General features: G+C 74.3%; 24 protein-coding genes. 17 read left to right on the top strand and 7 right to left on the bottom strand.

What is annotated here, in order from left to right; genetic code table 11:
• The first annotated feature begins 31 nt into the window (after nt 1-31).
• The 4 genes from ACZ6Q9_RS19290 to ACZ6Q9_RS19275 all read left to right on the top strand — a co-directional run bounded on the left by ACZ6Q9_RS19290 (nt 32) and on the right by ACZ6Q9_RS19275 (nt 4058).
• The gene (locus ACZ6Q9_RS19290) at nt 32-877 is read left to right on the top strand and encodes a methyltransferase domain-containing protein (RefSeq protein WP_396829142.1); all 846 of its coding nucleotides are present in this window, start codon (nt 32-34) and stop codon (nt 875-877) included.
• A 43-nt stretch (nt 878-920) separates the two neighbouring features.
• Nucleotides 921-2087, top strand: a complete 1167-nt coding sequence (locus ACZ6Q9_RS19285; protein WP_396829141.1) for an acyl-CoA dehydrogenase family protein — start codon at nt 921-923, stop codon at nt 2085-2087.
• A 103-nt stretch (nt 2088-2190) separates the two neighbouring features.
• Entirely contained in the window at nt 2191-3240 is a 1050-nt protein-coding gene (locus tag ACZ6Q9_RS19280) for a type III polyketide synthase (protein ID WP_393264488.1), read from the top strand.
• A gap of 38 nt (nt 3241-3278) precedes the next feature.
• A complete protein-coding gene (locus tag ACZ6Q9_RS19275) occupies nt 3279-4058 on the top strand; it encodes a hypothetical protein (protein ID WP_396829140.1) in 780 nt (259 codons plus the stop codon).
• A 59-nt stretch (nt 4059-4117) separates the two neighbouring features.
• Here the strand turns inward: ACZ6Q9_RS19275 and ACZ6Q9_RS19270 are convergent, their stop codons facing one another.
• Nucleotides 4118-4813: a hypothetical protein gene (locus ACZ6Q9_RS19270; protein ID WP_396829139.1), complete on the bottom strand. Its 696-nt coding sequence runs from the start codon at nt 4811-4813 to the stop codon at nt 4118-4120.
• Nucleotides 4814-5139: 326 nt separating this feature from the next.
• On the opposite strand from ACZ6Q9_RS19270, the gene ACZ6Q9_RS19265 reads away from it, so the two are divergent.
• From ACZ6Q9_RS19265 to ACZ6Q9_RS19250, 4 genes are read left to right on the top strand one after another with little or no spacing between them, the layout of a single operon-like run.
• Nucleotides 5140-5625, top strand: a complete 486-nt coding sequence (locus tag ACZ6Q9_RS19265) for a CarD family transcriptional regulator (protein ID WP_007073334.1) — start codon at nt 5140-5142, stop codon at nt 5623-5625.
• Between the two features lie 56 nt (nt 5626-5681).
• Nucleotides 5682-6377, top strand: coding sequence for a 2-C-methyl-D-erythritol 4-phosphate cytidylyltransferase (gene ispD / locus ACZ6Q9_RS19260; RefSeq protein WP_396829138.1), 696 nt, complete (start codon nt 5682-5684; stop codon nt 6375-6377).
• Nucleotides 6378-6393: 16 nt separating this feature from the next.
• Nucleotides 6394-6876: a 2-C-methyl-D-erythritol 2,4-cyclodiphosphate synthase gene (gene ispF, locus ACZ6Q9_RS19255; RefSeq protein WP_393264496.1), complete on the top strand. Its 483-nt coding sequence runs from the start codon at nt 6394-6396 to the stop codon at nt 6874-6876.
• A 10-nt stretch (nt 6877-6886) separates the two neighbouring features.
• The gene (locus ACZ6Q9_RS19250) at nt 6887-7912 is read left to right on the top strand and encodes a tetratricopeptide repeat protein (RefSeq protein ID WP_393264499.1); all 1026 of its coding nucleotides are present in this window, start codon (nt 6887-6889) and stop codon (nt 7910-7912) included.
• Here the strand turns inward: ACZ6Q9_RS19250 and ACZ6Q9_RS19245 are convergent.
• The gene (locus ACZ6Q9_RS19245) at nt 7909-9075 is read right to left on the bottom strand and encodes a homogentisate 1,2-dioxygenase (RefSeq protein WP_396829137.1); all 1167 of its coding nucleotides are present in this window, start codon (nt 9073-9075) and stop codon (nt 7909-7911) included. The two genes, ACZ6Q9_RS19250 and ACZ6Q9_RS19245, sit on opposite strands and share 4 nt — an antisense overlap.
• A gap of 95 nt (nt 9076-9170) precedes the next feature.
• Between ACZ6Q9_RS19245 and ACZ6Q9_RS19240 the strand changes: the two genes are divergently transcribed.
• The 5 genes from ACZ6Q9_RS19240 (at nt 9171) to ACZ6Q9_RS19220 (ending at nt 13725) form a co-directional block, all read left to right on the top strand.
• Complete coding sequence (locus tag ACZ6Q9_RS19240; RefSeq protein ID WP_396829136.1) at nt 9171-10037, top strand: hypothetical protein; 867 nt, start codon at nt 9171-9173, stop codon at nt 10035-10037.
• A 151-nt stretch (nt 10038-10188) separates the two neighbouring features.
• Nucleotides 10189-11388 carry a fumarylacetoacetase gene (gene fahA / locus ACZ6Q9_RS19235; RefSeq protein ID WP_396829135.1) on the top strand — a complete coding sequence of 400 codons (1200 nt, stop codon included), beginning with the start codon at nt 10189-10191 and terminating at the stop codon, nt 11386-11388.
• Nucleotides 11389-11622: 234 nt separating this feature from the next.
• Nucleotides 11623-11832, top strand: coding sequence for a DUF397 domain-containing protein (locus tag ACZ6Q9_RS19230; RefSeq protein WP_396829134.1), 210 nt, complete (start codon nt 11623-11625; stop codon nt 11830-11832).
• Between the two features lie 102 nt (nt 11833-11934).
• On the top strand, nt 11935-12408 hold the full coding sequence (locus ACZ6Q9_RS19225; RefSeq protein ID WP_350706752.1) for an SRPBCC family protein: 474 nt from the start codon (nt 11935-11937) through the stop codon (nt 12406-12408).
• 66 nt (nt 12409-12474) lie between these two features.
• Nucleotides 12475-13725, top strand: coding sequence for an outer membrane protein assembly factor BamB family protein (locus ACZ6Q9_RS19220; RefSeq protein ID WP_396829133.1), 1251 nt, complete (start codon nt 12475-12477; stop codon nt 13723-13725).
• A 330-nt stretch (nt 13726-14055) separates the two neighbouring features.
• On the opposite strand, the gene hisC is transcribed toward ACZ6Q9_RS19220, so the two are convergent.
• Genes hisC through hppD form a run of 4 tightly spaced genes read right to left on the bottom strand, consistent with a single transcriptional unit; the run spans nt 14056 to nt 18029 of the window.
• Nucleotides 14056-15159, bottom strand: a complete 1104-nt coding sequence (gene hisC / locus ACZ6Q9_RS19215) for a histidinol-phosphate transaminase (RefSeq protein WP_396829132.1) — start codon at nt 15157-15159, stop codon at nt 14056-14058.
• Complete coding sequence (locus tag ACZ6Q9_RS19210; protein ID WP_396829131.1) at nt 15156-16064, bottom strand: RDD family protein; 909 nt, start codon at nt 16062-16064, stop codon at nt 15156-15158. The genes hisC and ACZ6Q9_RS19210 overlap by 4 nt, the downstream gene beginning before the upstream one ends.
• A 22-nt stretch (nt 16065-16086) precedes the next feature.
• Nucleotides 16087-16812: an RDD family protein gene (locus ACZ6Q9_RS19205; RefSeq protein ID WP_393264514.1), complete on the bottom strand. Its 726-nt coding sequence runs from the start codon at nt 16810-16812 to the stop codon at nt 16087-16089.
• A gap of 11 nt (nt 16813-16823) precedes the next feature.
• Nucleotides 16824-18029 (bottom strand): 4-hydroxyphenylpyruvate dioxygenase, encoded by a 1206-nt coding sequence (gene hppD / locus ACZ6Q9_RS19200; protein WP_393264515.1) that lies wholly within the window; start codon nt 18027-18029, stop codon nt 16824-16826.
• A gap of 158 nt (nt 18030-18187) precedes the next feature.
• On the opposite strand from hppD, the gene ACZ6Q9_RS19195 reads away from it, so the two are divergent.
• From ACZ6Q9_RS19195 to ACZ6Q9_RS19185, 3 genes are all read left to right on the top strand, one after another.
• Entirely contained in the window at nt 18188-18676 is a 489-nt protein-coding gene (locus ACZ6Q9_RS19195) for an Lrp/AsnC family transcriptional regulator (RefSeq protein ID WP_396829130.1), read from the top strand.
• A 128-nt stretch (nt 18677-18804) separates the two neighbouring features.
• Nucleotides 18805-20238, top strand: coding sequence for an outer membrane protein assembly factor BamB family protein (locus ACZ6Q9_RS19190; protein ID WP_396829129.1), 1434 nt, complete (start codon nt 18805-18807; stop codon nt 20236-20238).
• A gap of 67 nt (nt 20239-20305) precedes the next feature.
• On the top strand, nt 20306-21973 hold the full coding sequence (locus ACZ6Q9_RS19185; protein ID WP_393457128.1) for a fumarate hydratase: 1668 nt from the start codon (nt 20306-20308) through the stop codon (nt 21971-21973).
• Between the two features lie 53 nt (nt 21974-22026).
• Here the strand turns inward: ACZ6Q9_RS19185 and ACZ6Q9_RS19180 are convergent, their stop codons facing one another.
• Nucleotides 22027-23562 (bottom strand): hypothetical protein, encoded by a 1536-nt coding sequence (locus ACZ6Q9_RS19180; RefSeq protein WP_393457131.1) that lies wholly within the window; start codon nt 23560-23562, stop codon nt 22027-22029.
• A gap of 174 nt (nt 23563-23736) precedes the next feature.
• Here ACZ6Q9_RS19180 and ACZ6Q9_RS19175 point away from each other — a divergent pair, with 174 nt between their 5' ends.
• Nucleotides 23737-25146 (top strand): class II fumarate hydratase, encoded by a 1410-nt coding sequence (locus ACZ6Q9_RS19175; protein WP_363700898.1) that lies wholly within the window; start codon nt 23737-23739, stop codon nt 25144-25146.
• Nucleotides 25147-25186 lie beyond the last annotated feature (40 nt).

Here is a 25186-nt window from a genome sequence, read left to right as displayed (position 1 = left end):
CGTTACCGGGCAGTCGTGCCACGCTCGGTCCATGCGAGACGCGGGCCGCACCTTGCCGCGCAACGATCCGCGCCAGTACGACGACCTGGCCGGCGAGTGGTGGCGTCCGGACGGCGCGTTCGCGATGCTGCACTGGTTGGCCGAGGCGCGTGCCGCACTCGTGCCGCCGGCGTCCCGTCCCGGCGCCCTCCTGGTCGACCTCGGCTGCGGCGCCGGGCTGCTCGCCCCGCACCTGGCCGGCAAGGGCTACCGGCACGTCGGCGTCGACCTCACCCGGTCGGCCCTGGCACAGGCAGCCGCGCACGGGGTGACCGCCGTCAACGGCGACGTCACCGCCGTCCCGCTGGCCGACGGCTGCGCCGACGTGGTCGCCGCGGGCGAGATCCTGGAGCACGTGCCGGACTGGCGGCGGGCGGTGGCCGAGGCGTGCCGGCTGCTCCGCCCTGGTGGCCTGCTCGTGCTGGACACGCTGAACGACACGGCGCTGAGCCGGCTGCTGGCCGTCCGGATCGCCGAGCGGATGCCGACCGTGCCGAGGGGCATCCACGACCCACGGTTGTTCGTGGACGCCCGGGCGCTCGTCGCCGAGTGCGCCCGGCACGGCGTCCGGCTACGACTGCGGGGGATCCGGCCGGGCGTGCCCGGGCTGCTCGGCTGGCTGGCCCGCCGGGTCCGGGCCGCCGGTCGTGCCCACCGTGCCGACGCCGACCGTCCGGGCGCGACCGCCGCCGACCGGCCCGCCGCGCCCGCCGCCGTCCACCCGGGCGGCACTGTGGTCGGTCGTCCGCGGCCGACGGTGGCCGGCGCGGCGCCCCGGATCGTGCCGACCTGGTCGACCGCCGTGCTCTACCAGGGGCGGGGCAGGCGGAGCGGATAGCGGAACGGGTCCCTGGGTAGGACAGGGCCGAGGAGGGGGCTGTATGACGCTGCACGCGCTGGAGGCGGCTCGCCGCCTGGCACCGAGGCTGGCCGCCCGGGCGGCCGAGCACGACCGCGACGGCTCGTTCCCGGTCGAGGACTTCCGGGATCTGCGCGAGGCCGGGCTGTTCGGCCTGATGGTCCCCACCGAGCTGGGCGGAGCGGGCGCCACCTTTGCGGAGTACGCGGCGGTCGCCACCGAGCTGGCCCGGGGCAACGGGGCGACGGCCCTGGTGTTCAACATGCACGCCTCGGTCACCGGTGCCCTCGGCGCGGTGACCGAGGAACTGGCCGAGGCGCTCGGCGTGCCGGACGGGGCGCTGGCCGCCCGGGACCGGCTCCTCACCGCCGCCGCCCAGGGCTCCTGGTACGCGGTGGCGATGAGCGAGCGCGGCGCCGGCGCGCGGCTGTCCCAGCTCAGCACCGTCTACGAGCCAGTCGACGGCGGATACCACCTCAAGGGCAGCAAGACGTTCTGCTCCGGGGCGGGGCACGCCGACGGCTACCTGGTGGCCGCCCGCAGCGCCGTCGACCAGTCGGTGGTCTCCCAGTTCCTGGTGCCGGCCGGGGACGGGCTGACCGTCGAGCCCACGTGGGACTCGCTCGGCATGCGGGCGACCTCCTCGCACGACCTGCACCTGGACGTGACCGTGCCGGCCGACCGGCTGCTCGGCGGCGTGGAGGGCCTGGCCCTGGTGGTCGCCCAGCTCATGCCGCACTGGCTGGTGGCCAGCTACGCCGCCGTCTACGTCGGGGTGGCCCGGGCGGCGGTCGACGCGGCGGCCGAGCACCTGAACGCCCGCAACCTCGCCGGCCTGCCGGCCGTCCGGTCCCGCCTCGGCCGGGCCGACGCCGCCGTGGCGGCCGCCCACCTGGTGGTCGCCGAGGCCGCCCGGCGGGTGGACGAGGCGCCGGGGGACGCGGAGACCAACCGCTGGGTGTGGCGGGCCAAGCTGCTCGCCGGCACGACCGCCGCCGACGTGGCGGCGTCCGTGCTGGAGGCGGCCGGCACCTCCGCCACCCGGCGGGGGCATCCGCTGGAGCGGCTCTACCGGGATGCCCGCTGCGGCTCGCTGCACCCGGCCACCTCGGACGTCTGCGCCGACTGGCTGGGCATCGCCGCGTTGGGCGGCGACCCGGACCGCGACGGATCGGTCCCTCGTTGGTGAGCGTGGGAGGTCCGTCGGGGCGGCGGACGGAGCGGCCCCCGGCACGGGGGACGGCGGCGGGGCGGGCCGCCCGCTGCGCAGGGCCGGACGAGAGGTGGGCATCGTGGCCGTACCGGTGATCGCGGGGCTGGGGACGGCACACCCTCCGTCGGCGGCGCAGGACGAGTTGTGGGACGGCTTCTTCTCGAAGCACTTCGCCGGCAGCACGCGGGCGCTGGCGCAGCGGATCTTCGCCCACTCGGGGGTCACCCGCCGCCAGGCTGCGGTCAACCCGCTGCTGGAGGACGTCTCCGACTGGCCGACGGAGCGGCGGATGCGCCGCTACCAGGTCGAGGCGCTGCCGTTGGGCAAGGAGGCGGTGGGCCGGGCGCTGACGGCCGCCGGCCTGGCCGCGGGGGACGTCGGGCTCTTCGTGGTCTGTTCGTGCACCGGGTACGCCACCCCGGGGCTCGACATCCTGCTCGCCCGTGACCTGGGCATGGCCCCGGACACGCAGCGCATGTTCGTCGGCCACATGGGCTGCTACGCGGCCCTGCCCGGGCTGGGCGCGGCGAGCGACTTCGTGACCGCCCGCGGCCGGCCGGCGTTGCTGCTCTGCGCGGAGCTGACCAGCCTGCACATCCAGCCGTCCAGCGCCCGGGTGGACACCCAGCAGATCGTCTCCCACGCGCTCTTCTCGGACGCCGCGGTCGCCACCGTGGTCGTCCCCGGGGGCCGGGGGTACGCCCTGCGCGAGGTCACCTCGGTCACGGACACCTCCACCGCCGACCACATGACCTGGGACGTCACCGACACCGGCTTCCGGATGGGGCTGTCGCCGAAGGTGCCGCAGGTGCTCTCCCGGCACGTCCGGGGCCTGGTCGACGACCTGCTGGCCCGGCACGGCGCGACGCTGTCCGGGGTGGACGGCTGGGCGGTGCACCCGGGCGGCCCGCGCATCCTCAACGTCGTCGAGCGGGAGCTGGCCCTGCCGCCGGAGGGGCTGGCGGCGTCCCGGGCGACGCTGGCCGAGCACGGCAACTGCTCGTCGCCGACGGTGCTGCTGATCCTCGACCGGCTGCGCCGGGCCGCGTCGCCGCCGCGGCGGGTGGTGATGCTGGCGTTCGGGCCGGGCCTGACCCTCTACGCCGCGCTTCTCGAACGGCAGGACTGACAGCGACGCCGCGGGCGCGCCGAGGTTACCCTCTGGTAATGGACGCGGAGGCGGCAGACCGGCCGTGGACAGAGGCGGATGGCCCGCGCGCCGGGGCGGTCCGGGAACCCGCGGCGGCCGGCGACCGGCTGCGCGCGGCGGTGCTGGCCGGGTCGGCCCTGACGGCTCTGGTCGCCGGGGGCTGGTGGTGGCAGACCAGCGCGCCGGTCACCGGCCCGGCGGCCGGCGCGCCGGCCCCGTCCGCGCAGAGCCGGTACGTGCCCGGCAACGGTGACGCCATCGTCTCCTCGATGGTGACCGTCGACGGTGAGGGGGGCGTCTCCGTCTGGGCCCTGCCCGGCGACCGCGACGGCGGAGCCACCGTCCAGGTCGATCCGCGCACCGGTGCCGCGTTCCGGGTCGAGCCGCGTACTGGTGCCGCGTTCCGGGTCGACCCGCTCACCGGCGCCGCGTTCCGGGTCGACTCCGGCGGGCGGGCCGGCGTCCGGGTCGATCCCGAGGCGCCTCGGCTCGGCCGCCTTCCGAACACGATCTGGCGGGAGCGGGCGACGCTCGGCCGGGAGAACGGTCGGGTGGTCAAGCAGGCCGCCGGTGAGGCCGCCACCCGCTTCCTGCTCGAGTACCGCTGCACGGGGCCGGGTGAGCTGCTGGTCGTGCTCGAGCGGGTCAGGGCCGCCGTCCCCGTCCCGATGGTCGGGTGCGACGGGTCGGTGGTGTCGATCGAGCTGACCGCCGCGGGCGGGCCGTTCCGGGTCTCGCTGTCGACCGCCGACGCCGAACCGCTCCGCGTGGACGCGCAGCTGGTCGGCCTGCCCTGACCGCCGGTGCCCCGGTGCCCCGGGGCCGCCGGGCCGCCGGGGAGACGTCGGGCGCCGGGTCAGGCGGCGAGGCCGGCCAGGTCGGCGCGGTAGTCCTCGGCGGAGCGCACCTCGGGCACCACCGTGACCAGCATCCCGGCCCGGTCGACCAGCAGCGCGGTGGCGACGCCGGGGCGGGGCGGCAGGTGCAGGAACGCGCGCAGCCCGCCCGCCGGGTCGGCCAGCGGTCGTACGGTCGCCCCGGCGGGCGGCGGCGAGACGCGTACGGGCCGGTCCCCGGCGACGGTGACGACCGTGACCCCGGCGGGCGCCAGGGCGGCGGCGGTGGCCACGTCGTCCGGGCAGGTGCACCCGTCGACCAGGATGATCATCGCGGGCAGCAGCCCGCGCAGCGGCACCGGCGACTGCCCCGCGTCGACCAGGTCCAGCGCCGGCAGCGGCCGTCCGGTCATCCCGGCCGGCGGGGCGTACGGCGCGGGGGTGGGCCCCGGGGCGGTCCGGCCGGAGCGGGGCCAGGTGACCGTCATCAGGCCGGCGACCGTGGCCAGCACCGCCACCAGCAGGACCAGCAGGGGCCGGGTGAGCGGGGACCGGGCGACCCGGCGGGGGCCGCCGTGACCGGCCCGCGCGCGCAGCTCGCGGCGGACCTGTTCGGCCTCGGCCGCCAGGGCGGAGGCGTCGTCCGGCACGACCACCCGGCCCCACTCCGGCGGCAGGTCGGGTAGTTCGGGGCCGTCTGCGTCGGGCTTGCCCATCGGACCCCCAGGACGTCTCGGTGAGCGGACAGCGGCTCGACCTCCAGCGTCCCGCACGGGCTCTCGTACCGCTACACCTGGGCGCGTACGCGGGCGGCGGGATACCATGGGAGGAGCGCATAGCCCTTGATCTCGACGTTCGCGTCACTCGTACCGGCCCGTCATCCACAGGTTACGGAGCGTGTTTGAATCATCGGTTTGATGGTCTGTCAAGCCGAAGAAATACCTCTCACAGGGCCCCTGAGCTGCGCCAACGGTCAGGACAGCGGTGAGACATCGGTGCCTGAGCGTGTTACCCTAGACACAGCGAAAGGGGTTTCGAACCTATGGTTTTCAGTGTCGGCGAGACCGTTGTTTACCCCCACCACGGGGCCGCACTCATCGAGGCAATCGAGACTCGGGTCATCAAGGGCGAGCCTAAGCAATACCTCGTCCTGAGGGTCGCGCAGGGTGACCTGACGGTCCGGGTGCCCGCCGAGAACGCCGAGATCGTGGGTGTGCGCGAGGTGGTCGGCGAAGAGGGCCTCGGCAAGGTCTTCGACGTGCTCCGTGCACCGCACACCGAGGAGCCGACCAACTGGTCGCGGCGTTACAAGGCGAATCTGGAGAAGCTGGCCTCGGGCAACCCGTTGAAGGTCGCCGAGGTCGTCCGCGACCTGTGGCGCCGGGAGCGGGAGCGGGGCCTTTCCGCGGGCGAGAAGCGCATGCTCGCCAAGGCCCGCGACATTCTCGTCGGCGAGGTCGCGCTGGCCGAGAAGAGCACCAAGGACGAGGCGGAGACGCTGCTCGACAAGGTGCTCACCGAGGCCTAGTCCCCGCAGCATCGTCGTACCCGATTCGTAGCGAAGAAACCACCGAGGACCGCGACGTGACCGCGCAGCTCAATCCGTGCGGTGACGTCGCGGTCCTCGTGCCTGCGGCCGGTGCCGGCGTACGCCTGGGGCCGGGCCGGCCCAAAGCCCTGCGTTTGCTGGCGGGGGAACCGCTGCTGGTGCACGCCGTCCGCCGGCTCGCCGCCGCGCCCTCGGTGCACTCCATCGTCGTGGCCGCTCCGGCCGCCGAGGTGACGGCCGTCCGCGACCTGCTCGGCCCGGTCGCCCCGGTGACCGTGGTGCCCGGCGGCGCCGAGCGGCAGGCCTCCGTGGCCGCCGCCCTCGCCGCCGTGCCGGCCGGCCCGGAGATCGTCCTCGTGCACGACGCCGCCCGGGCGCTGACCCCGCCCGACCTGGTGGAGTCCGTCGCGGCGGCCGTCCGCGCCGGGCACGACGCGGTGATCCCGGTGCTCCCCGTGGTCGACACGATCAAGGAGGTCGGCGCCGGCGAGGTCGTCCTCGGCACCGTCGACCGTTCCGCCCTGCGGGCGGTGCAGACCCCGCAGGGCTTCCGCCGGGCGGTGCTGGCCGCCGCGCACGCCGCCGCCGGCGACCCGCTCACCGACGACGCCGGCCTGGTCGAGAAGCAGGGCGTCCCGGTGCTCTGCGTCCCCGGCTCGGAGTACGCGCTGAAGGTCACCCGCCCGTTCGACCTGGCGCTGGCCGAGCACCTGCTGGCCGCCGGCGGCTGACGCGTACCCTCGTCGCATGATCGTTCCCCGGGTGGCCATCGGCACCGACGTGCACGCCTTCGAGGCGGGCCGGCCGTGCTGGGTGGCCGGTCTGCTCTGGCCCGACGAGGACGGCCTGGCCGGGCACTCGGACGCGGACGTGGCCGCGCACGCCGCCTGCAACGCGCTGCTCTCCGCGGCCGGCCTCGGAGACCTGGGCGCCAACTTCGGGGTGGGACAGCCCGAGTGGGCCGGCGCGTCGGGCGTCGCGCTGCTGGCCGAGAGCGCCCGCCGGGTACGGGCCGCCGGCTTCGCGATCGGCAACGTGTCGGTGCAGGTGATCGGCAACCGGCCCAAGATCGGTCCGCGCCGCGAGGAGGCCCAGCGGGTGCTCTCCGAGGCGGTCGGCGCGCCGGTCACCGTCTCCGCGGCCACCACCGACGGCCTCGGCTTCCCCGGGCGCGGCGAGGGCCTCACCGGCATCGCGGTGGCCCTGGTGTACGACGCTCCGGCCGCCTAGGCTCGCCGCGATGTCCAGCGACGCCACCTCCGACCGGTCCGCCGCCGACGGCTACCTCCAGCGCGCCCATCTCCTCGCCGAACTGGGCCGCTACGACGAGGCCGCCGCCGAGGTCTCCTACGCGGTCGCCCTGGACCCGGCGAACGCCGAGGCCCTGACCATGCTGTCCCGGGTCCACCTCGCGGCCGACCGGCCCAAGGAGGCGCTGACCGCCGCCGACGCCGCGGTCGCCGCCGCCCCGGACAGCGTCCCGGCGCTGGTCGCCCGGGGACTGGCCCTCGGCGACCTGGAGGAGTACGCGGAGTCGGCCCGTACCGCCGACCGGATCCTGGCGCTGGGTCCCGACGACGCGTACGCCCAGCGCAGCGCCGCGGCGATCCTGGCCGGCTCGCGCAACGGGCAGCCGGCGCTGAACGCGGCCTGGCGCGGGGTGGAGCTGGCCCCCGAGAACCCGCAGGCACATCTGGTGCTCGGGCTGGTGGCGGCCAACATGCAGCTGTTCGACCTGGCCGAGCGGGCCTACCGCGAGGCGCTGCGGCTGGACCCGCAGCTCGCGGAGGCCCGGCACGACATCGGGGTGCTCCGGCTGGAGCAGCGGCGCTGGAGCGAGGCGCTGGAACACCTCGCCGAGGCCGCCGCGATGAGCCCCGGCCGGGTCGACTCCGGCCGCACCATCTCGACCGGCCTGCGTCAGCTCGTGGTCTACGGCGCGGGCTGGACCATGGTCACCGCCGTGCTGATCGCGTGCATGGCGCCGGGCAGCGCCGGGCTGTCCCGGTTCGCGGCGGCGTTCGCGGCGCTCGGCGGGGCCCTCGTGGTCTGGCGCTTCGCCGCCAGGCTGCCCGGCCTGACCCGGACCATCCTGCCCGGCCTGCTGCGCTCCGACCGCACGCTGGCCCTGGCCGTCTACGCGGCGGCCGCCGCGCCCGCGCTGATCCTGCTCTACGCCCTGGTCGGCACCCCGTGGCCGCTGGTCCTCGCCATCGCCACGGCCACCGCCGCCGAGCTCGCCGTCCTGTCGCGTACGACCGTCTAGGGGCGACGCGCCCAGGTCCAGGCGTAGCCGTCGTCCTCGCAGGACCGGGCGGCGTCGCAGAGGTCGAGCGGGCGGAAGGTGTCGACCATGACGGCCAGCTCGTCGAAGAAGTCGGCGCCGATCGAGCGCTCGGCGGCGCCCGGCTGGGGGCCGTGGGTGAAGCCGGAGGGGTGCAGCGAGATCGAGCCCTGCTCGATGCCGGAGCCGCGCCGGGCCTCGTAGTTGCCGCCGGTGTAGAAGAGCATCTCGTCGGAGTCGACGTTGTGGTGGTTGTACGGCACCGGGATGGCGTCCGGGTGGTAGTCCACCTTGCGCGGCACGAACGAGCAGATCACGAAGTTCGGGCCCTGGAACGTCTGGTGCACGGGCGGCGGCTGGTGGATCCGGCCGGTGATCGGCTCGAAGTCGTGGATGGAGAAGGCCCACGGGTACATGTGGCCGTCCCAGCCGACCACGTCGAACGGGTGGTGGGCGTAGACGTGGCGGGTCCAGCCGCGGCGGTGCCGGACCAGCACCTCCACGTCGGTCTCGTCCACCAGCAGCGGCGCGTCCGGCCCGCGCACGTCCCGCTCGCAGTACGGCGAGTGCTCCAGGAACTGGCCCCGGACGGAGAGGTAGCGCTTGGGCGGGCCGATGTGGCCGGCCGCCTCGACGGCGAGCAGCCGGACCGGCTCGTCGCCGGTGGGCACCAGCCGGTGGATGGTCGAGGTGGGGATGATCACGTAGTCGCCGGCCACCGCGTCGAGCACGCCGAACGTCGACTCGACCCGTAGGGTGCCCGACTCGACGTACAGGCAGTGGTCGCCGGTCGCGTCCCGGAACAGTGGCGACGGGCGGTCCGCCAGCACGTACGCGATCCGCACGTCGTCGTTGGCGAGCAGGTACTGCCGGCCGAGCACCGGGTCTGCGCCGGCCCCGTCGAGCTTGTGGGTGCGCAGGTGGCGGGGCTTGAGCGGCAGGTTGGGCGCCCGGGTGAACGCCGGCGGGGCGAACTCCTCGGCCGCCACGATCGCGGTCGGCGCGTGCCGGTGGTAGAGCAGGGACGAGTCGGAGGAGAAGCCCTCCTGGCCCATCAGTTCCTCGGCGTAGAGGCTGCCGTCGGGCTGACGGAACTGGGTGTGGCGCTTGCGTGGCACCTCGCCGACGCTGCGGTAGTACGGCATCTCGCCTCCCGGTTCGTCCCGTTCACCGATCCAACGGCGTCCGATAATCGGACGCTGTTGTCCGTTCCTCGTAGCGTCCCGTACATTCTTGTCTCGTGTCAACGCAGGTGCCCGCGCTTCTCGACGGCCTCGTCGACGACGCCGCCGTCTTCCCGCCCGGCAGCGCGCCGCTGCCCGACGCCGTCGCCGCGCACCGGCGGCACCGCGCCTCCTGGTACGCCGACCTGGTCGGCCCGCTCCTGGTCCCCGCCTCGCGGCTGCCCGAGCTGGCCGGGCTGCTCGACCCGGGGAAGGAGATCGAGGTCGGCGTCATCGGCGACGTGCCGGTCGCCCGGCTCGACGAGGCGCGGGCCGGGGTCGACCCGCGCATCCGCGTCCGGCAGGTCGAGGCGGCGGTCGCGAAGCGCGGCGAGGACCCGCTGCCGGGCCTGACCGAGCTGGTCGGGCTGGCCCGGCGGGCGAGGCGGGCCGACGGTCCCGCCGTCTACGCCGAGGTGCCGTTGACGTTCGGGCTGATGGGGGCGCTGGACGCGCTCGCCGCGGCCCGCGCCGAGGGGCTGCCGGTCGCGGCGAAGTTCCGCACCGGTGGGCTGGCCGCCGAGCTCTTCCCGACCCCGGCCGAGCTGGCCGCGGTGATCTGCGCCTGCCGGGACCGGGGCCTGCCGTTCAAGCTGACCGCCGGGCTGCACGAGGCGGTCCGGCACCTCGACCCGGAGACCGGCTTCACCCACCACGGCTTCGCCAACGTGCTGGCCGCGACGCTGGCCGCCGCCGAGGGCGCCGGGGTGGAGCGGGTCGCCGAGCTGCTCACCGCGACCGACCCGCGCCCGCTGGTGCAGCGCGTCGAGGACGCGCTGGCCGTCGCGCGCCCGCTGTGGGTCGGCTTCGGCTCGTGCAGCATCCTGGAACCACTGACCGATCTGATCCGGCTGGGGCTGGTGAACGGGGGCTTCGACGCATGAGCGAGCGTCAGCGAGCGAATCATCTTTGCAGGCCGGTGACGCCTCAGGGCGGCACTGCTCACGGTCCGACCCCCGGCCGAGGCCGTGTCGATGCTGCGGCATCCACCGACGCGGCCGGGGCTCGGACCGTTCGGCGCAGCGGAGGGCCGGCATGAGCTGGGTGACGGGTGCCGACGGATCGCCGTACGGGGTGGCCAACCTGCCGTACGGGGTGTTCCGCCAGGGGGAGCGCGAGCCACGCGTCGGCGTACGGATCGCCGACTTCGTGCTCGACCTGGCCGGCGCCGAGGCGGCCGGCCTGGTGCTGGCGGCCGGCACGCTGGGCCGGCCCGCCCTCAACGACTTCATGGCCCTCGGTCGCCCACAGTGGACGGCCGTCCGGCAGCGGGTGACCGAGCTGCTCACCGACGCCGCCCACCGGCCGGCGGTGGAGCCGCTGCTGGTGCCGCTGGACGAGGTGCGGATGGTGCTGCCGTTCGAGGTGGCCGACTACGTCGACTTCTACTCCTCCGAGCACCACGCGGGCAACGTGGGGCAGATCTTCCGCCCCGGTCAGCCGCCCCTGCTGCCGAACTGGAAGCACCTGCCGATCGGCTACCACGGCCGGGCCGGCACGGTGGTCGTCTCCGGCACCCCGGTCGTGCGGCCCAGCGGGCAGCGGGCCACCGCGCAGGGCCCGGTCACCGGCCCGTCCGTACGCCTCGACATCGAGGCCGAGGTCGGCTTCGTGGTCGGCGTGCCCAGCCGGCTGGGCACGCGGGTCCCCGCCGACGGCTTCGCCGACCACGTCTTCGGCGTGGTGCTGGTCAACGACTGGTCGGCCCGGGACATCCAGGCCTGGGAGTACCAGCCGCTCGGCCCGTTCCTGGGCAAGTCCTTCGCCACCTCGGTGTCCGCCTGGGTGACCCCGCTGGACGCGCTCGGCGACGCCTTCGTCCCCGCGCCCGACCAGGACCCGCCGGTCGCCGACTACCTGCGCGACGTGCCGCACCTCGGGCTGGACCTGCGCCTTGCGGTGGAGTGGAACGGTGAGCGCGTCAGCGAGCCGCCGTTCGCCACCATGTACTGGACGCCGGCGCAACAGTTGGCCCACCTGACCGTCAACGGCGCCTCGCTGCGCACCGGCGACCTCTACGCCTCGGGCACCGTCTCCGGGCCGGAGCGGGGGCAGGTCGGCTCGTTCCTGGAGCTGACGTGGGGTGGGGCCGAGCCGGTGAAGTTCGCCGGGGGCGAGACCCGCACGTTCCTGGAGGACGGCGACACGGTGAGCATCACGGCCACCGCGCCCGGCCCGGACGGCACCACCATCGCCCTGGGCGAGGTGACCGGGACGGTCACCGCCGCGCGCTGACCTGCCCGCCGACGGGCGCGCGAACGGCCGGCGGCCACCTGCGCCAGCCCGTCCCCGCCCACCTCCGCGCACGACGGACCCCGGTCGCACAGATGGTGCGACCGGGGTCCGTCGTTTCCCCGTTGATCGTCGCGGATTCCGTCGCCATGCCGGGCCGGGCCGAGCCGGGCGCCCCCTCTCCGGTCCCGGTCCCGGCCGCCGGCGGGCGTCCCGACGACAGGAAAGGTGACGACGATGAACGATCTCCCGGGCGCGGTCTGGCGTACCAGCAGCCGCTCGAACGACCAGGGCCTCTGCGTGGAGGTGGCGGACAACCTGGTCGACGTCCTCGGTGTGGTGGGCGTACGCGACTCCAAGGACCAGTCCGGCCCCACGCTGGCGGTCAGCCCGCCGGGGTGGGCGGCCTTCGTGGGCGCGATCCGGGCCGGCCAGTTCGGCCGCTGACCGGGCCCCGGCCCGGTTTCGGGGCCTCCGACGGTGGAATTCCGCTCCCGGGGGCCCCGTTCCGCGCTCACCCGGCGTACCGTCGACGCCACGGGAGGTGGCATGTCGACGGTGGCGGTCACGGAGTTCGTGGAGGCGCACGACGCCGACCTCTGGCGGCTGCTGACCGACCTGACCACCCGCACCCGGCGCTTCACCGGCCCGGTGGAGGTGCTCACCCCCGGCGCGTTCGGCCCGGGCACCGCCTGGCGGGAGACCCGTTCCCAGCCCGACGGCACGGCGCTGGTCGAGGAGTTCGTCGTCATCGAGGCCGAGCCGCCCCGGCGGTTGGTGCTCGGCTCGCGGGGCGCCGGGGTGGACTACCGGATCACCTGGACGCTGCGCCCGGTCGAGCGGCGTCGCCGCGGCTGCACCGCCGTCACCGTCGAGCAGGAGGCGGTGCCGACCGCCCCGTACGGCCGGGTGGTCGCGCTGCTGCTCGGCGGGCTGGCCGCCCGGGCGGTCGAGCGCGCCCTGCGGCAGGACCTCGCCGACCTGGCCGCGGCGGCGGCCACCGGCACCGCCGAGGCGGCCTGAGGGCGCGCGGCGACCTGACAGGGCCCTGACCGGCCCCGCTGGGTAGGGTGCCGGGCGGAGGTGCGCATGGGGTTCCCGAAGGGCCGGCGACGGATCGTGGTGGCGGTCGCGGCGCTGCTCGCCACCGCCGCCGTCGCGGCGACGGTCCACCGGGTGCTCGCCCCCGCCGAGGTCAGCACGCCCGCCCGGGGCGCGTACCCGCCGGCCGCCGCCGCGGCCGTCGGCGTGGTCGGCCGGCTCCCGGTCGCCCCGCTGATCGTGGACGGCCGGCTGCGGGTCTACGCCGCCCACCGCCAGATCTACGCCGACCGGCCGGTCGGCGGCCGGCACCGGACCAGCCCGTACTGGTCGTACCGGCGTTGGCCGGCGGAACTGGACGGGGTGGTCGCGAGCGGGACGACGGTGGTCAGCCGTTGGTCGGACGGGCGGCTCGTGGCGTTGGACGCGCGTACCGGCCGGGTGGCCTGGGAGGCGGCGGGGCCGGCGCCGGTCGGGGAGCGGACGGTGCGGCGCACCGGCGCGGCCACGGTCTGGGATCCCCGAGGTGTCTTCGTCGCCCGGGCCGCCGACGGCCGGCAGGTGGTGGTGGCGACGGGCGTGGGTGCCCGCGGCATCGACCTGGCCGACGGCCGTGAGCTCTGGCGGGCCGACGCGGACCCCGGCTGCCGGGAGGCGGTCGGCACGACGGCGTCGGGGCAGCTGATCACCGTGGACGCGTGCGCGGGTCCGGCCGTGGTGGAGTTCCGCGACGTCGCGACCGGCGTGGTCGGCGTCCGTTGGCGGCCGCCCGGGGCCGGCGACGAGCTGGTGGCGACGCCGATGGGCTGCGGGACCGGCCGGGTCGGGTGCACCGCCCTGCGGACCGCCGCGCCGGGGGAGGACGCGGGCCGGGGGTGGCTGGTCGGCGACGGGGAGCCGGTCCCCGTCCCCGCCCTGGACCGGCCGGACGCCGAACTCGTCGACGGGACGGCGGTGGCGGTGGTCGACGGGGTGCCGGTCGCCCGTTCGGCCCGTACCGGCGCGGAGCTGTGGCGCCGTCCCGACCTGCCGGCGGCGCGGCTGATCGCCGTCCAGCCCGGCCGGGTGCACCTGCTGACCGAGACGAACGACCTGGTGACGCTGGACCCGGTGACGGGGGCGCAGCGGTCCTGGTTCGCGTTGAACGCGGGCTCGGACGGGACCGGCTGGGTGCCCGGCGCGGCGTACGCGGCGGACGGCTTCGTGGCCGTGGAGCGGCTCCGCGAGCCGGTCGACCCGACGGGGGACGATCAGCGCTACTACCTCACCTCGGAACCGGTGATCCTCGCCGCGACGTGAAGACGCCACCCGCTCCGCTACTCGACAAAACGGACATAAGTTACCTATAGTCCCACTTGTGCGTCTCCTGGCTGCCCTGTTGGGCGCGATCCTGATCCTGGTCACCGCCTCGCCCGCCGACGCCGCGCCGTCCGGCCGGACGGCCATCGTCCGGGTCGTCCTGGACCGCCGCCTGCCCGACGGTCCCTGGTCTCCGGCCGCCAGTGCCCGGCCGCCTGAGACGTCCGGGCCGGTCCGCGGGGGGATGGCGGACCGGCCCGGTCACCGCCGGGCGCCCGACCCGGCCGGCCGACGGGCGTCCCGCAGCCGGCCGGATCGGGGCGACCCGGCTCAGGACAGCGCCGCCTCGGCGGCGGCGAGGAAGGCGTCGTTCTCGGCCGGGGTGCCGATGGTGACCCGGACCCCGTCGCCGGGGAACGGCCGGACGATCACGCCCCGGGCCTCGCACGCCTTGCCGAAGTCCACCGCCCGGTCGCCCAGCGGCAGCCAGACGAAGTTCGCCTGGCTGTCCGGCACGTCCGAGACGAGCTTGCGCAGCGCCTCGGTCACCCGGTCGCGCTCCGCCACGACGAGGCCGCACCGCCGCTGAACCTCGTCGGCCTGGCCGAGCGCGGCGAGCGCGCCCGCCTGCGCGGCCATGCTGGTGGAGAACGGCGTGACGACCTTGCGCACGGCCGCCGCCACCGCCGGCTGGGCGACCAGGAAGCCGATCCGCAGGCCGGCCAGGCCCCAGGCCTTGGAGAGCGTCCGCAGCACGACCACGTTCGGCCGGTCGAGGTAGGTGAGCCCGTCCGGCACATCGGGGTCGGTGACGAACTCCCGGTACGCCTCGTCGATGACCACGAGCACGTCCTCGCCGACCGCGTCGAGGAACCGGTCCAGCTCGGCCCGGCGTACCGAGGTGCCGGTGGGGTTGTTCGGGTTGCAGACCAGGATCATCCGGGTGCGGTCGGTTACCGCCGCCGCCATCGCGGCCAGGTCGTGCCCGTGCCCGGCGTCGTTGGGCACCCGCACGCTGGTCGCGCCGCTGGTCGCCGCGATGATCGGGTACGCCTCGAAGGAGCGCCACGAGTAGAGCAACTCGTCCCCGGGCAGGCAGGTGGCCCGGACGAGGTGCTCGGCCAGCGCCACCGAGCCGCAGCCGGTGGCGATCCGGTCGGCGTCCACGCCGTACCGCTCGGCCAGCGCCTCGCGCAGCGCGACCACGCCCATGTCCGGGTAGCGGTGCACCCCGGCGACGGCTTCGGCGACGGCCTCCACCACGCCGGGCAGCGGCCCGTACGGGACCTCGTTGCTGGCCAGCTTGATCGCCTCGGGGAGCCCGAGCTCGCGGGCCAGGTCGGCCGGGCTGCGGCCGGGCACGTAGTTGGGCAGCGCGTCCAGGTCGGCGCGGGTCAGCCGCAGCGCCGGCTGGTGGCGTCCGGTGTCGGTCATGGGGTGTCTCCCGAGGGGTCGGTGCGGTCCGGGGTGGTCCGGCGGGTGCGGGGGAGTTGGACCACCACGGTCTGCGCCCGCTTGTCGTGCAGGGCCTGGCGCAGTGGGTGGTCGAAGAGCGGGGAGAGCGCGTCGACGACCTGGAGCAGCAGGCCGAGGCCGCAGCAGTACCACAGCAGGGTGGGCAGGCCGAGGGTGTTCCACCGGCGCAGCGCCCGGCCGAAGCCGAGCGGCTCGTCGGCGGCCACCGGGAGCACCTTGATGCCCACCACCCGCTTGCCGAAGGTCTGCCCGCCGGCGGCCGTCGTCGGCACCTCGTACGCGAGCCAGAGCGCGGTGGCGATCAGCAGGATGACGACCTGGAGGCCGCCGGCCTGTTCGCTGGGCTGCGGCAGCCCCTCGGTGGAGGTGTCGCCGGCCAGCGCCCGTCGGAACACCTCCCGCCAGTACGGGGTGACCTCCTCGACCAGCCGCCACACGAACCAGCCGTTCACCACGGCGTTCAGGGCGAACACGATGGCGAAGTCGATCAGCCGGGCGACCAGCCGGGCGCCGAAGCCGGCCAGCGGGAGCCCGTGCGGGCGGGGCTCCGGCGGCCGTCCCGGCCAGTTCCCCGGCGCCCAGCCGGGCGGCGGCCCCTGCGGATGACCGTGGCCCCCCGGCGGCTGCCACGGGTACGGCTGCCCGGGGTGGGGTTGCCGGCCCGCGGGCGCGCCCGGCGCGGAGACCGGTGCCGCGGGCGGCGTCGGGGCGGGCGCGGGCGCGGGCGGCGGCTCGGGCGGCGGTGGTCCCTCGGGCGGGGTGGCGTCGACGGGGATCGGCGCGCCGATCCAGCCCTCGCCGTCCCACCAGCGTCGGGTGTCCGGATCGGCCGGGTCGACGTACCAGCCCGGTTCGACGCTCACGGCCTGGCCTCGCTGCGCTCGCTCACGCAGACACCTTAACGACGACGGTGCCGGCGAACTTGTCGTGGAGGCACTGCTGCCAGGGCTTGTCCCACAGTTGCCAGAGCCCGTCGAGGTAGCTGAGGCCGGGGAGGAACATCGCGGCGACGTGCTGCACGGCGTACCGCTTGCCGGCCATCCGCCGGTCCAGCGTGGCGGCCGGGTCGAGCGGCACGACCCGCAGCTTCATCACCCGCTTGCCGAAGGTCTGCCCCGTGCGCTTCATGTACTCCACGTGGTAGAGCCAGTAGAGCCCGAGCATCAGCACGAACAGGCCCAGTTCGAGCAGGAGTATCGGCAGCATGAAGTCGGTCATGAAGGACCCGGGGTCCGGCTCGACGAGGGTGCCGTCCGGGTTGGTCCGGGTCAGCTCGGTCATCATGTTCCACCAGAGCAGCAGGAACGCCGGCAGGAAGAGGACCATCGCCACCAGCGTGCTCAGCCCGACGTCGATCAGCGCGGCGAGCAGCCGGTCGGCGAAGCTGGCGAGCGGCTGACCGCCGGGCGCGAGCGTCGGGGTCGGGCGGGGCGGCCCGCCCCAGCCCGGGGGCGGCGGAACCCAGCCCGGCGGCGGGACGTGTCCGGGTGGGGCGTACTGCGGCGGCACCGCGTACCCCTGGCTGGTCGGGCCGGAGGGCGGCGCGAAGCCGCCGGCGGCGGGCGTGGGCCCACCGGCCGGCGGCGTCGGGTACGACGGAGGCTGCGTCACGCTCGACAGTGTTACAGGTTGCCGCGCTTCTCCTGCTCGCGCTCGATGGCCTCGAAGAGCGCCTTGAAGTTGCCCTTGCCGAAGCCGAGCGAGCCGTGCCGCTCGATCAGCTCGAAGAAGACGGTCGGGCGGTCCTGCACCGGCTTGGTGAAGATCTGCAACAGGTAGCCGTCCTCGTCCCGGTCCACCAGGATCTTGCGGGCCTTCAGCTCCTCGATCGGCACCCGCACCTGGCCGATCCGGGCGCGCAGCTCCGGGTCGTCGTAGTACGAGTCCGGGGTGTCCAGGAACTCGACGCCGGCGGCGCGCATCGCGTCGACGCTGGCCAGGATGTCGTTGGTGGCCACGGCGATGTGCTGGGCGCCCGGGCCCTGGTAGAACTCCAGGTACTCGTCGATCTGCGACTTCTTGCGGGCGATCGCCGGCTCGTTGAGCGGGAACTTCACCTTGCGGGTGCCGCTGGCGACGACCTTGCTCATCAGCGCCGAGTAGTCGGTGGCGATGTCGTCGCCGACGAACTCGGCCATGTTCGAGAAGCCCATGACGCGCTTGTAGAACTCGACCCACTCGTCCATCCGGCCGAGCTCGACGTTGCCGACCACGTGGTCGACGGCCTGGAAGAAGCGCTTCGGCTGGACGCCGGCGTCGATCATCGGCTGCCGGTCCACGATCGGCTTGCGGGCCACGAAGCCGGGCAGGAACGGGCCGGTGTAGCGGGACCGGTCGACCAGCGTGTGCCGGGTGTCGCCGTACGCGGCGATGGCGGCCAGCCGGACGGTGCCGTGCTCGTCGCTGACGTCGTGCGGCTCGACGAGGCCGGTCGCGCCCTGCGCGGTGGCGTGCGCGTACGCGGCGTCGACGTCCGGGACCTCCAGCGCGATGTCGGAGACGCCGTCGCTGTGCTTGGTCACGTGCTCGGCGCCGGGCGCGTCCGGGCGGACCGCGCCGGTCAGCACGAACCGGGCCGAGCCGCTGGTCAACACGTACTGGGCGTGGTCGCGGTAGCCCTGCTCCGGCCCCCGGTACGCCACGCACGTCATTCCGAACGCGGTGGAGTAGTAGTGCGCCGCCTGCTTGGCGTTGCCCACCAGGAAGTGCACGTGGTCGAGGCCCTTGACGGGGAACGGGTCGCGGCTGATGTCGTGGTCGACGGCGCCGACGAGCACGTCGATGTCGACGTCGTCGGTCCCGTGGGGTCGGTCGATCGCCTGGGTCATCGCGGTCTCCCTCAAGTACCGGTCGGCCTCGTGGCCGCCGCCGTGGTCGGTGCGGGTGGTTCTGCTGCTTCTGTGGCGAGGATCGCGGTGACCCGGCGCACTGGGCAACTGTCGGCCAGGAAGCTGGTCAGCTTGCGCATTAAGTAGGGTGTTCAGTCATGAACGCTGGTCAGTCTGTACAGCTCGACGCCCTCGACGCGCGGCTGATCGAACTGCTCGCCGAGGAGCCGCGGATCGGGGTCCTGGAGTGCTCCCGGCGCCTCGGGGTCGCCCGGGGCACCGTGCAGGCCCGGCTCGACAAGCTGGTCGAGCGGGGGGTCGTCGGCGGGTTCGGTCCGGAGATCTCCCCGGCGGCGATCGGGTTCGGGGTGACCAGCTTCGTCACGCTGGAGATCAGCCAGCGGCATGGGCACGACCTGGTGGCCGCGCACCTGGCCGCGATCCCGGAGGTGCTGGAGGCGCACACCATCACCGGCTCCAGCGACCTGCTCTGCCGGATCGTGGCCCGCTCGAACACCGACCTCCAGCGGGTGATCGACCAGATCGTCTCGTACGAGGGCATCCGCCGCGCCTCGACGATCATCGCGCTGGCCGAGCAGATCCCTTACCGCACCCTCCCCCTGGTCCGCTCCGCCGCCGAGAGGTAAGGAAGGGGCCCTTCCTATACAGAAAGCGATAACAGGGGGCCCTTCCTTACCGCACCCGCGCGGAGAAAGGGCGGCGACACGGCGGCGCGGGACGGCGGGAGCGCGGCGGTCGTCGCTACGGTGTGCGTGTGGCGAAGGCGGGCGGCCTCGGATGGCGTGGCGGGCTGCTGCTCGCGCTGATCGTGGTCGTCGTGCTCGCCGCGACCGGGGTGTGGAACCCGTTCCCCGGCGTGTGGGACTGGGTCGACCGCAGCGAGCCGATCTCCGAGCCGGACGTGGTCTGGCAGCAGCGGGTCGGCGGCACCCCGCGCAGCGTGACCATCGCGGGAAACACCGTGGTGGTCGAGCAGCGCACCCGGGTGGAGGCGCGCAGCCTCGCCACCGGCGACCAGCTGTGGGAGCGCAAGGCCGACTGGTCCGCGGTCGCCGGCGGCGACCGGGACGCGGTCGTCGTCGTGGGCAAGCTCCTGGTCAAGGGGTACGAGGTGCTCGACCCGACCACCGGCGCCACGCGGCGGCGCGACGGCGACGCGGTGGCCGTTTGGACGTACCGCAACCTGCTGCTCGACGCCCGCTGCGTCGACGCCACCGACTGCACGATCAGCGCCTGGGAGCCGCGCGGCACCGCCCCGGTGTGGACGGCCTTCGTGCCCGGGGTGCGCAGCGGGCTGCTCGGCGACAACCCGGGGCTGCTCGGCACCCGCCGGCTCGACGCCGTCCGGATCGACGAGGAGGTGGCGGGGCCGGAGGCGGTGCCGCCGCTGCTCGGTTTCCCCATCGACGGCCGGGTGCACGTGCTCGACACCGCCACCGGGCGGGTGCTCCAGAACGTCGAGCCCGGCCGGGACGAGCGGCTGTCGGTGGTCGGCGGTCGGCTCCTGCGGATCACCGCCCGATCCCAGGACGGCACCTGCTACTTCGCCATCTCCGGCCGCGACCCGGCGACGGGCCGGGAGACCTGGCAGCGGGCCGGGCTCAACCTGCGCACCGCCGACAACGCCGGCTGCGTGCAGCGGGAGGACCCGCAGGGGGCGCGGAACGTGCTGATCGGCGTCGCCCCGGACGCCCGCGAGGCGGTCCTCGACGGGTACGACGGGCGGCTGCTGCTGGTGGCCGCCGCCGGGGAGCGGCTGCTCGCCGTCGACGACCGCCACGCCCTGGTCCGCCCGGCCGACAAGCGGGCGGTGGTCAGCCACGAGTTGGGCACCGGGCGGGTCCGGTGGACCCGTCCGGCCGGTGCGAAGGCGGGCGCTGCGCTCACTCCGTACGCGGCGGTGCTCGCCGACGAGAAGCCGTCCCGGCTGGTGGCGCTCGACCCGCGTACCGGGAGGGAGCTGGCGAGCCTGCGGACCGCGGCGAACGCGCTCGCGGTCGGTCCGAACGGCATGGTCATCGGCGAGGGACGGGAGATCGGGTACGTCCGCTTCGGCGGCGCGGCCGGCGCCCCGGCGGGCCCGGGCGACGGCGGCGTACCCGGTCCCGGCGGTGTCCCGGGCGGCACGGCGGGGGTTCCCGGGCCGGCGGACAGCTGCGGCCCGAAGCGGGAACTCTGCCCCGGGTGAGAGCGGCATCCCAGGACCGACCCGGCGGGTGCAACTGATCGACCCTTCTGCCCTAGGCTTTCCGCTCATGAGCAGTGCCGCCGCGTTCTCGTACGCTCCCTTGCTGCCGACCGGTCCGGACCAGACGGAATACCGCCTGGTCACCGACGAGGGCGTCGACGTCGTCAACGGCCCGGGAGGCCGCCGGTTCCTCACCGTGGAGCCGACGGCGCTCACCGCCCTCACCGCGGAGGCGATGCACGACATCGCGCACTTCCTGCGCCCCGCCCACCTGGCCCAGCTTCGGTCGATCATCGACGACCCGGCGGCCTCGCCGAACGACCGGTTCGTCGCGCTCGACCTGCTGCGCAACGCCAACATCGCGGCCGGCGGCGTCCTGCCCATGTGCCAGGACACCGGCACCGCGATCGTGATGGGCAAGCGCGGCCGGCACGTGCTTACCGACGGCAGCGACGCCGAGGCCGTCTCGCGCGGCGTCTACCAGGCGTACACCCGGCTCAACCTGCGCTACTCGCAGCTCGCCCCGCTCACCATGTGGGAGGAGCGCAACACCGGCAGCAACCTGCCGGCGCAGGTGGAGATCTACGCCGAGGACCCGGACGGCCACCCCGACGCGTACAAGTTCCTCTTCATGGCCAAGGGCGGCGGCTCGGCCAACAAGTCGTACCTCTACCAGGAGACCAAGGCGCTGCTGAACCCGACGCGGATGATGCAGTTCCTGGAGGAGAAGCTGCGGCTGATCGGCACCTCGGCCTGCCCGCCCTACCACCTGGCCATCGTCATCGGCGGCACCTCCGCCGAGTACGCGCTGAAGACCGCCAAGTACGCCAGCGCCAAGTACCTCGACGCGCTGCCCACCTCCGGCTCGATGACCGCGCACGGCTTCCGCGACCTGGAGCTGGAGGCCGAGGTGCTGGAGCTGACCCGCAACTTCGGCATCGGGGCGCAGTTCGGCGGGCGCTACTTCTGCCACGACGTGCGGGTGGTCCGGCTGCCCCGGCACGGCGCCTCCTGCCCGGTGGCGATCGCCGTCTCCTGCTCCGCGGACCGGCAGGCGGTCGCCAAGATCACCCCGTCGGGCGTGTGGCTGGAGCGCCTCGAAACCGACCCGGCGCGGTACCTGCCCGACGTCACCGACGCGCAGCTCGACGCCGCCGAGGTGGTCCGGGTCGACCTGAACCGGCCGATGGACGAGATCCGCGCCGAGCTGTCGAAGTACCCGGTGAAGACCCGGCTGTCGTTGACCGGCCCGCTCGTGGTGGCCCGCGACATCGCGCACGCCAAGATCGCCGAGCGGCTGGACGCCGGCGAGCCCATGCCGCAGTACCTGCGCGACCACGCGGTCTACTACGCCGGCCCGGCCAAGACCCCGGAGGGCTACGCGTCCGGCTCGTTCGGCCCGACCACGGCCGGCCGGATGGACGCGTACGTGGAGAAGTTCCAGGCCGCCGGCGGTTCGCAGGTGATGCTCGCCAAGGGCAACCGGTCCGCCCAGGTCACCCGCTCCTGCCAGCAGCACGGCGGCTTCTACCTCGGCTCGATCGGCGGCCCCGCCGCCCGGCTCGCCCAGGACTGCATCAAGCACGTCGAGGTCCTGGAATACCCGGAGCTGGGCATGGAGGCGGTCTGGAAGATCGAGGTGGAGGACTTCCCGGCCTTCATCGTGGTCGACGACAAGGGCAACGACTTCTTCGCCGAGGTCACCAAGCCGGTGCTCACCGTCGGCCGCCGCTGACCCCGACGTACGCGGCCGAGGGGCGCCGGGCAACGGCCCGGCGCCCCTCGGCGTCATGCCGCTTCCGGCACCCAGAAGGCCGTCCAGGCCTCGCCCGAGGGAAGCCCGTCCGCGGTCCTGCTGCGGACGTACAGGAAGTACACGTCGGAGACCCCCGGCGTGATGGTGACCTGCGCGGTGCCGTCGGCATCGGCACGGACCGTGGTCTCCTCGCCCTCGTTGAGCCGGTACGTGTACTCGACCACGTTTTCCATGTTCGGAGCGAAGGTGAACCGACGCGGCGTACCAGCCGGCGCCTCCGGGTCCTCGTCGGTGATCGTCGGCGCGGTGGTACGGACCACGAACTCGTAGATGGTGCTCTCGGAGAAGTTGCCGGCCCGGTCGACGCTCTGCACGACGAGTCTGGTCGGTCCGTCCCTTTCAGGCGCGTAGCTCGCCGTCGCCGACTGGCCCGATGCGTCCACCGGGACGAAGTGCGCGGCCGCGAATTCGCCGTAAACGAAGCCCTTCAGGTCGTCTGCGTCGGCGGTGAAGGTGAAGCTGCCAGGGATGCCGGGGCCACCGGTGCCTGGCCCGCCGCTGTGCTCCGGGTAGTCGGTGGAGGAGACGGTCGGGGCGGCCGGCGCCACCGTGTCGACGGTGAACCGGCACTCCGGCGACCAGTCCGAGCTGTCGTGCCGGTCGGACGCCCGCACCGAGAAGGCGTAGGTGTTCCCGTGGGTGAGCTGGCCCCGCGGGAGTTGGTACACGTACTGGTGCGGGGCGACCACACCGTCGAGGGTCGCCTCCGTCCGCTCCGCCGGCCGGTCGACCGGCCACCAGGCGAAGGTCGCGGCCACCTGGTCGTGGCCCCCGGTCTCGTTGACGTCGGGGTCGGAGACGCGCGCCCGGAGCGCCGGCCCGGTGTTGCGGATCGTCAGCGGGTTGTCGCACGCCGTGCCGTCGACGGTGAGCTGGTCGGGAACGTTCGGCGGTGTGTTGTGGTCCAGGGAGATGCCGACACTCCTGATCCGGCGGCCGTAGTGCTTGTTCCCCTCGTGGTCGCCGGCGATCCGGGCCATCAGCGTGAGCTGGTCCTGCCCGTCCGCCACCGCCTTGCGCACCGCCTCCGTGATCATCACCCCGATGAAGCTGCTCCCGCAGGGCAGGTTGGGATAGGTGATGTCCGCCACCTTCTCCCGTACCGCTGGGGCGGTGTTCCAGGTCGGGGCGCTGGCGGGCGGGTCGGTCCGCCACAGCTCGATCTCGCGCGGCTTGTCGCAGTCGTTGACGCTCGTCTCACCGGTGATCGCGCGGGCCGAGATGACCCGCTGCCCCTGGTAGGGCGTCAGGTCGAAGGTGAAGTACGCCCGGGCGGTGTGCATCTCCCCGTCGGCCACCCAACTGCCCACGGGCACCGTGTCGTCCGAAGGGGAGAAGGACCCGGCCGGCTGCTGGGCGTCGGTCCACGTGACGCTGGTTGGGGTGACGTAGTCGATCACGGCCGCCGCTGGCTGCCCGGTTACGGCCACCAGTCCGCCCGTGGCCAGTAGGAGAGCAGCCGCCGTCGTTGCCGCCCGGCGCGCCGAGCCCCCGTGTCGAATCGACATGAAACCTCCGAGTGAGGTGCGGAAAGTTGTTATGACCTTAGATTCGTCGGGCAAGGACGGCATCGAGATTTCGGGTCGTACGAGGAGGATCGAGTTGCGTCGCCGCGGCGTCGGGCTGCCGGCCCGCACAGCGCCGGGCAGCTTTCCCTGCGGCCCGACGACCAGCGCGGCAGGATGGTACGCGTGACGACTCCAGAGGCGACGGGCTACCGGATCGAACGCGACTCGATGGGCGAGGTGGAGGTGCCCGCCGAGGCGCTGTGGCGGGCGCAGACGCAGCGCGCGGTGCAGAACTTCCCGATCTCGGGCCGGGGCATCGAGCCGGCCCAGATCCGGGCGCTGGCCCAGATCAAGGGGGCGGCGGCCCAGGTCAACGGCGAGCTGGGCGTGATCGACGCGGACGTGGCCGCGGCGATCGCCGCCGCGGCGGCCCACGTGGCCGACGGCGGCTACGACGACCAGTTCCCGATCGACGTGTTCCAGACCGGCTCCGGCACGTCGTCGAACATGAACACCAACGAGGTCATCGCCACCCTGGCCAGCCGGGAACTGGGCCGGGACGTGCACCCGAACGACGACGTGAACGCCTCGCAGTCCAGCAACGACGTCTTCCCGTCGTCGATCCACCTGGCCGCCACCGAGGCCGTCGCGCGGGACCTGCTGCCCGCGCTGGCCCACCTCGCGGAGGCGCTGGAGGGCAAGGCGGCGGAGTTCGAGACCGTCGTCAAGGCCGGGCGTACCCACCTGATGGACGCCACCCCGGTGACCCTGGGGCAGGAGTTCGGCGGGTACGCCGCCCAGGTGCGCTACGGCATCGAGCGGCTGGAGGGGGCGCTGCCCCGGCTGGCCGAGCTGCCGCTCGGCGGGACGGCGGTGGGCACCGGCATCAACACTCCGCTCGGCTTCGCCGCGAAGGTCATCGAGCGGCTGCGCGGCGCGACCGGGCTGCCGCTGACCGAGGCGCGTAACCACTTCGAGGCGCAGGGCGCCCGGGACGCCCTGGTGGAGACCTCGGGGCAGTTGCGCACGCTTGCCGTCGGCCTCTACAAGATCGCCAACGACATCCGCTGGATGGGCTCGGGTCCTCGAGCCGGCCTCCGCGAGCTGCGCATCCCCGACCTCCAACCCGGCTCGTCGATCATGCCGGGCAAGGTCAACCCGGTGGTCGCCGAGGCGATGCGGCAGGTCTGCGCCCAGGTGATCGGCAACGACGCCGCCGTCGGCTTCGCCGGTTCGCAGGGCGACTTCGAGCTGAACGTCATGCTCCCGGTGATGGGTCGCAACCTGCTGGAGTCGGTCCGGCTGCTCGCCGCGTCGAGCCGCCTCTTCGCCGACCGCCTGGTGGTCGGCCTGGTCGCGGACGCCGAGGTCTGTCTGGCGTACGCGGCGGGCTCGCCCTCGATCGTCACCCCGCTCAACCGCCACCTCGGGTACGACGAGGCCGCCTCGATCGCCAAGGAGGCGCTGGCCAAGCAGGTCTCGATCCGGGAGGTGGTCATCTCCCGGGGGCACGTCGACTCGGGCAAGCTGAGCGAGACCCAGCTCGACGAGGCGCTCGACCTGCTCCGGATGACCCACCCCTGAGCCCCGCCGTCGCCGGTCGGTTCAGCCCCGGTCGGTCGCG

This window comes from Micromonospora sp. NPDC049139 (assembly GCF_055586845.1).
This window is presented reverse-complemented; position numbering and strand designations above follow the sequence as displayed.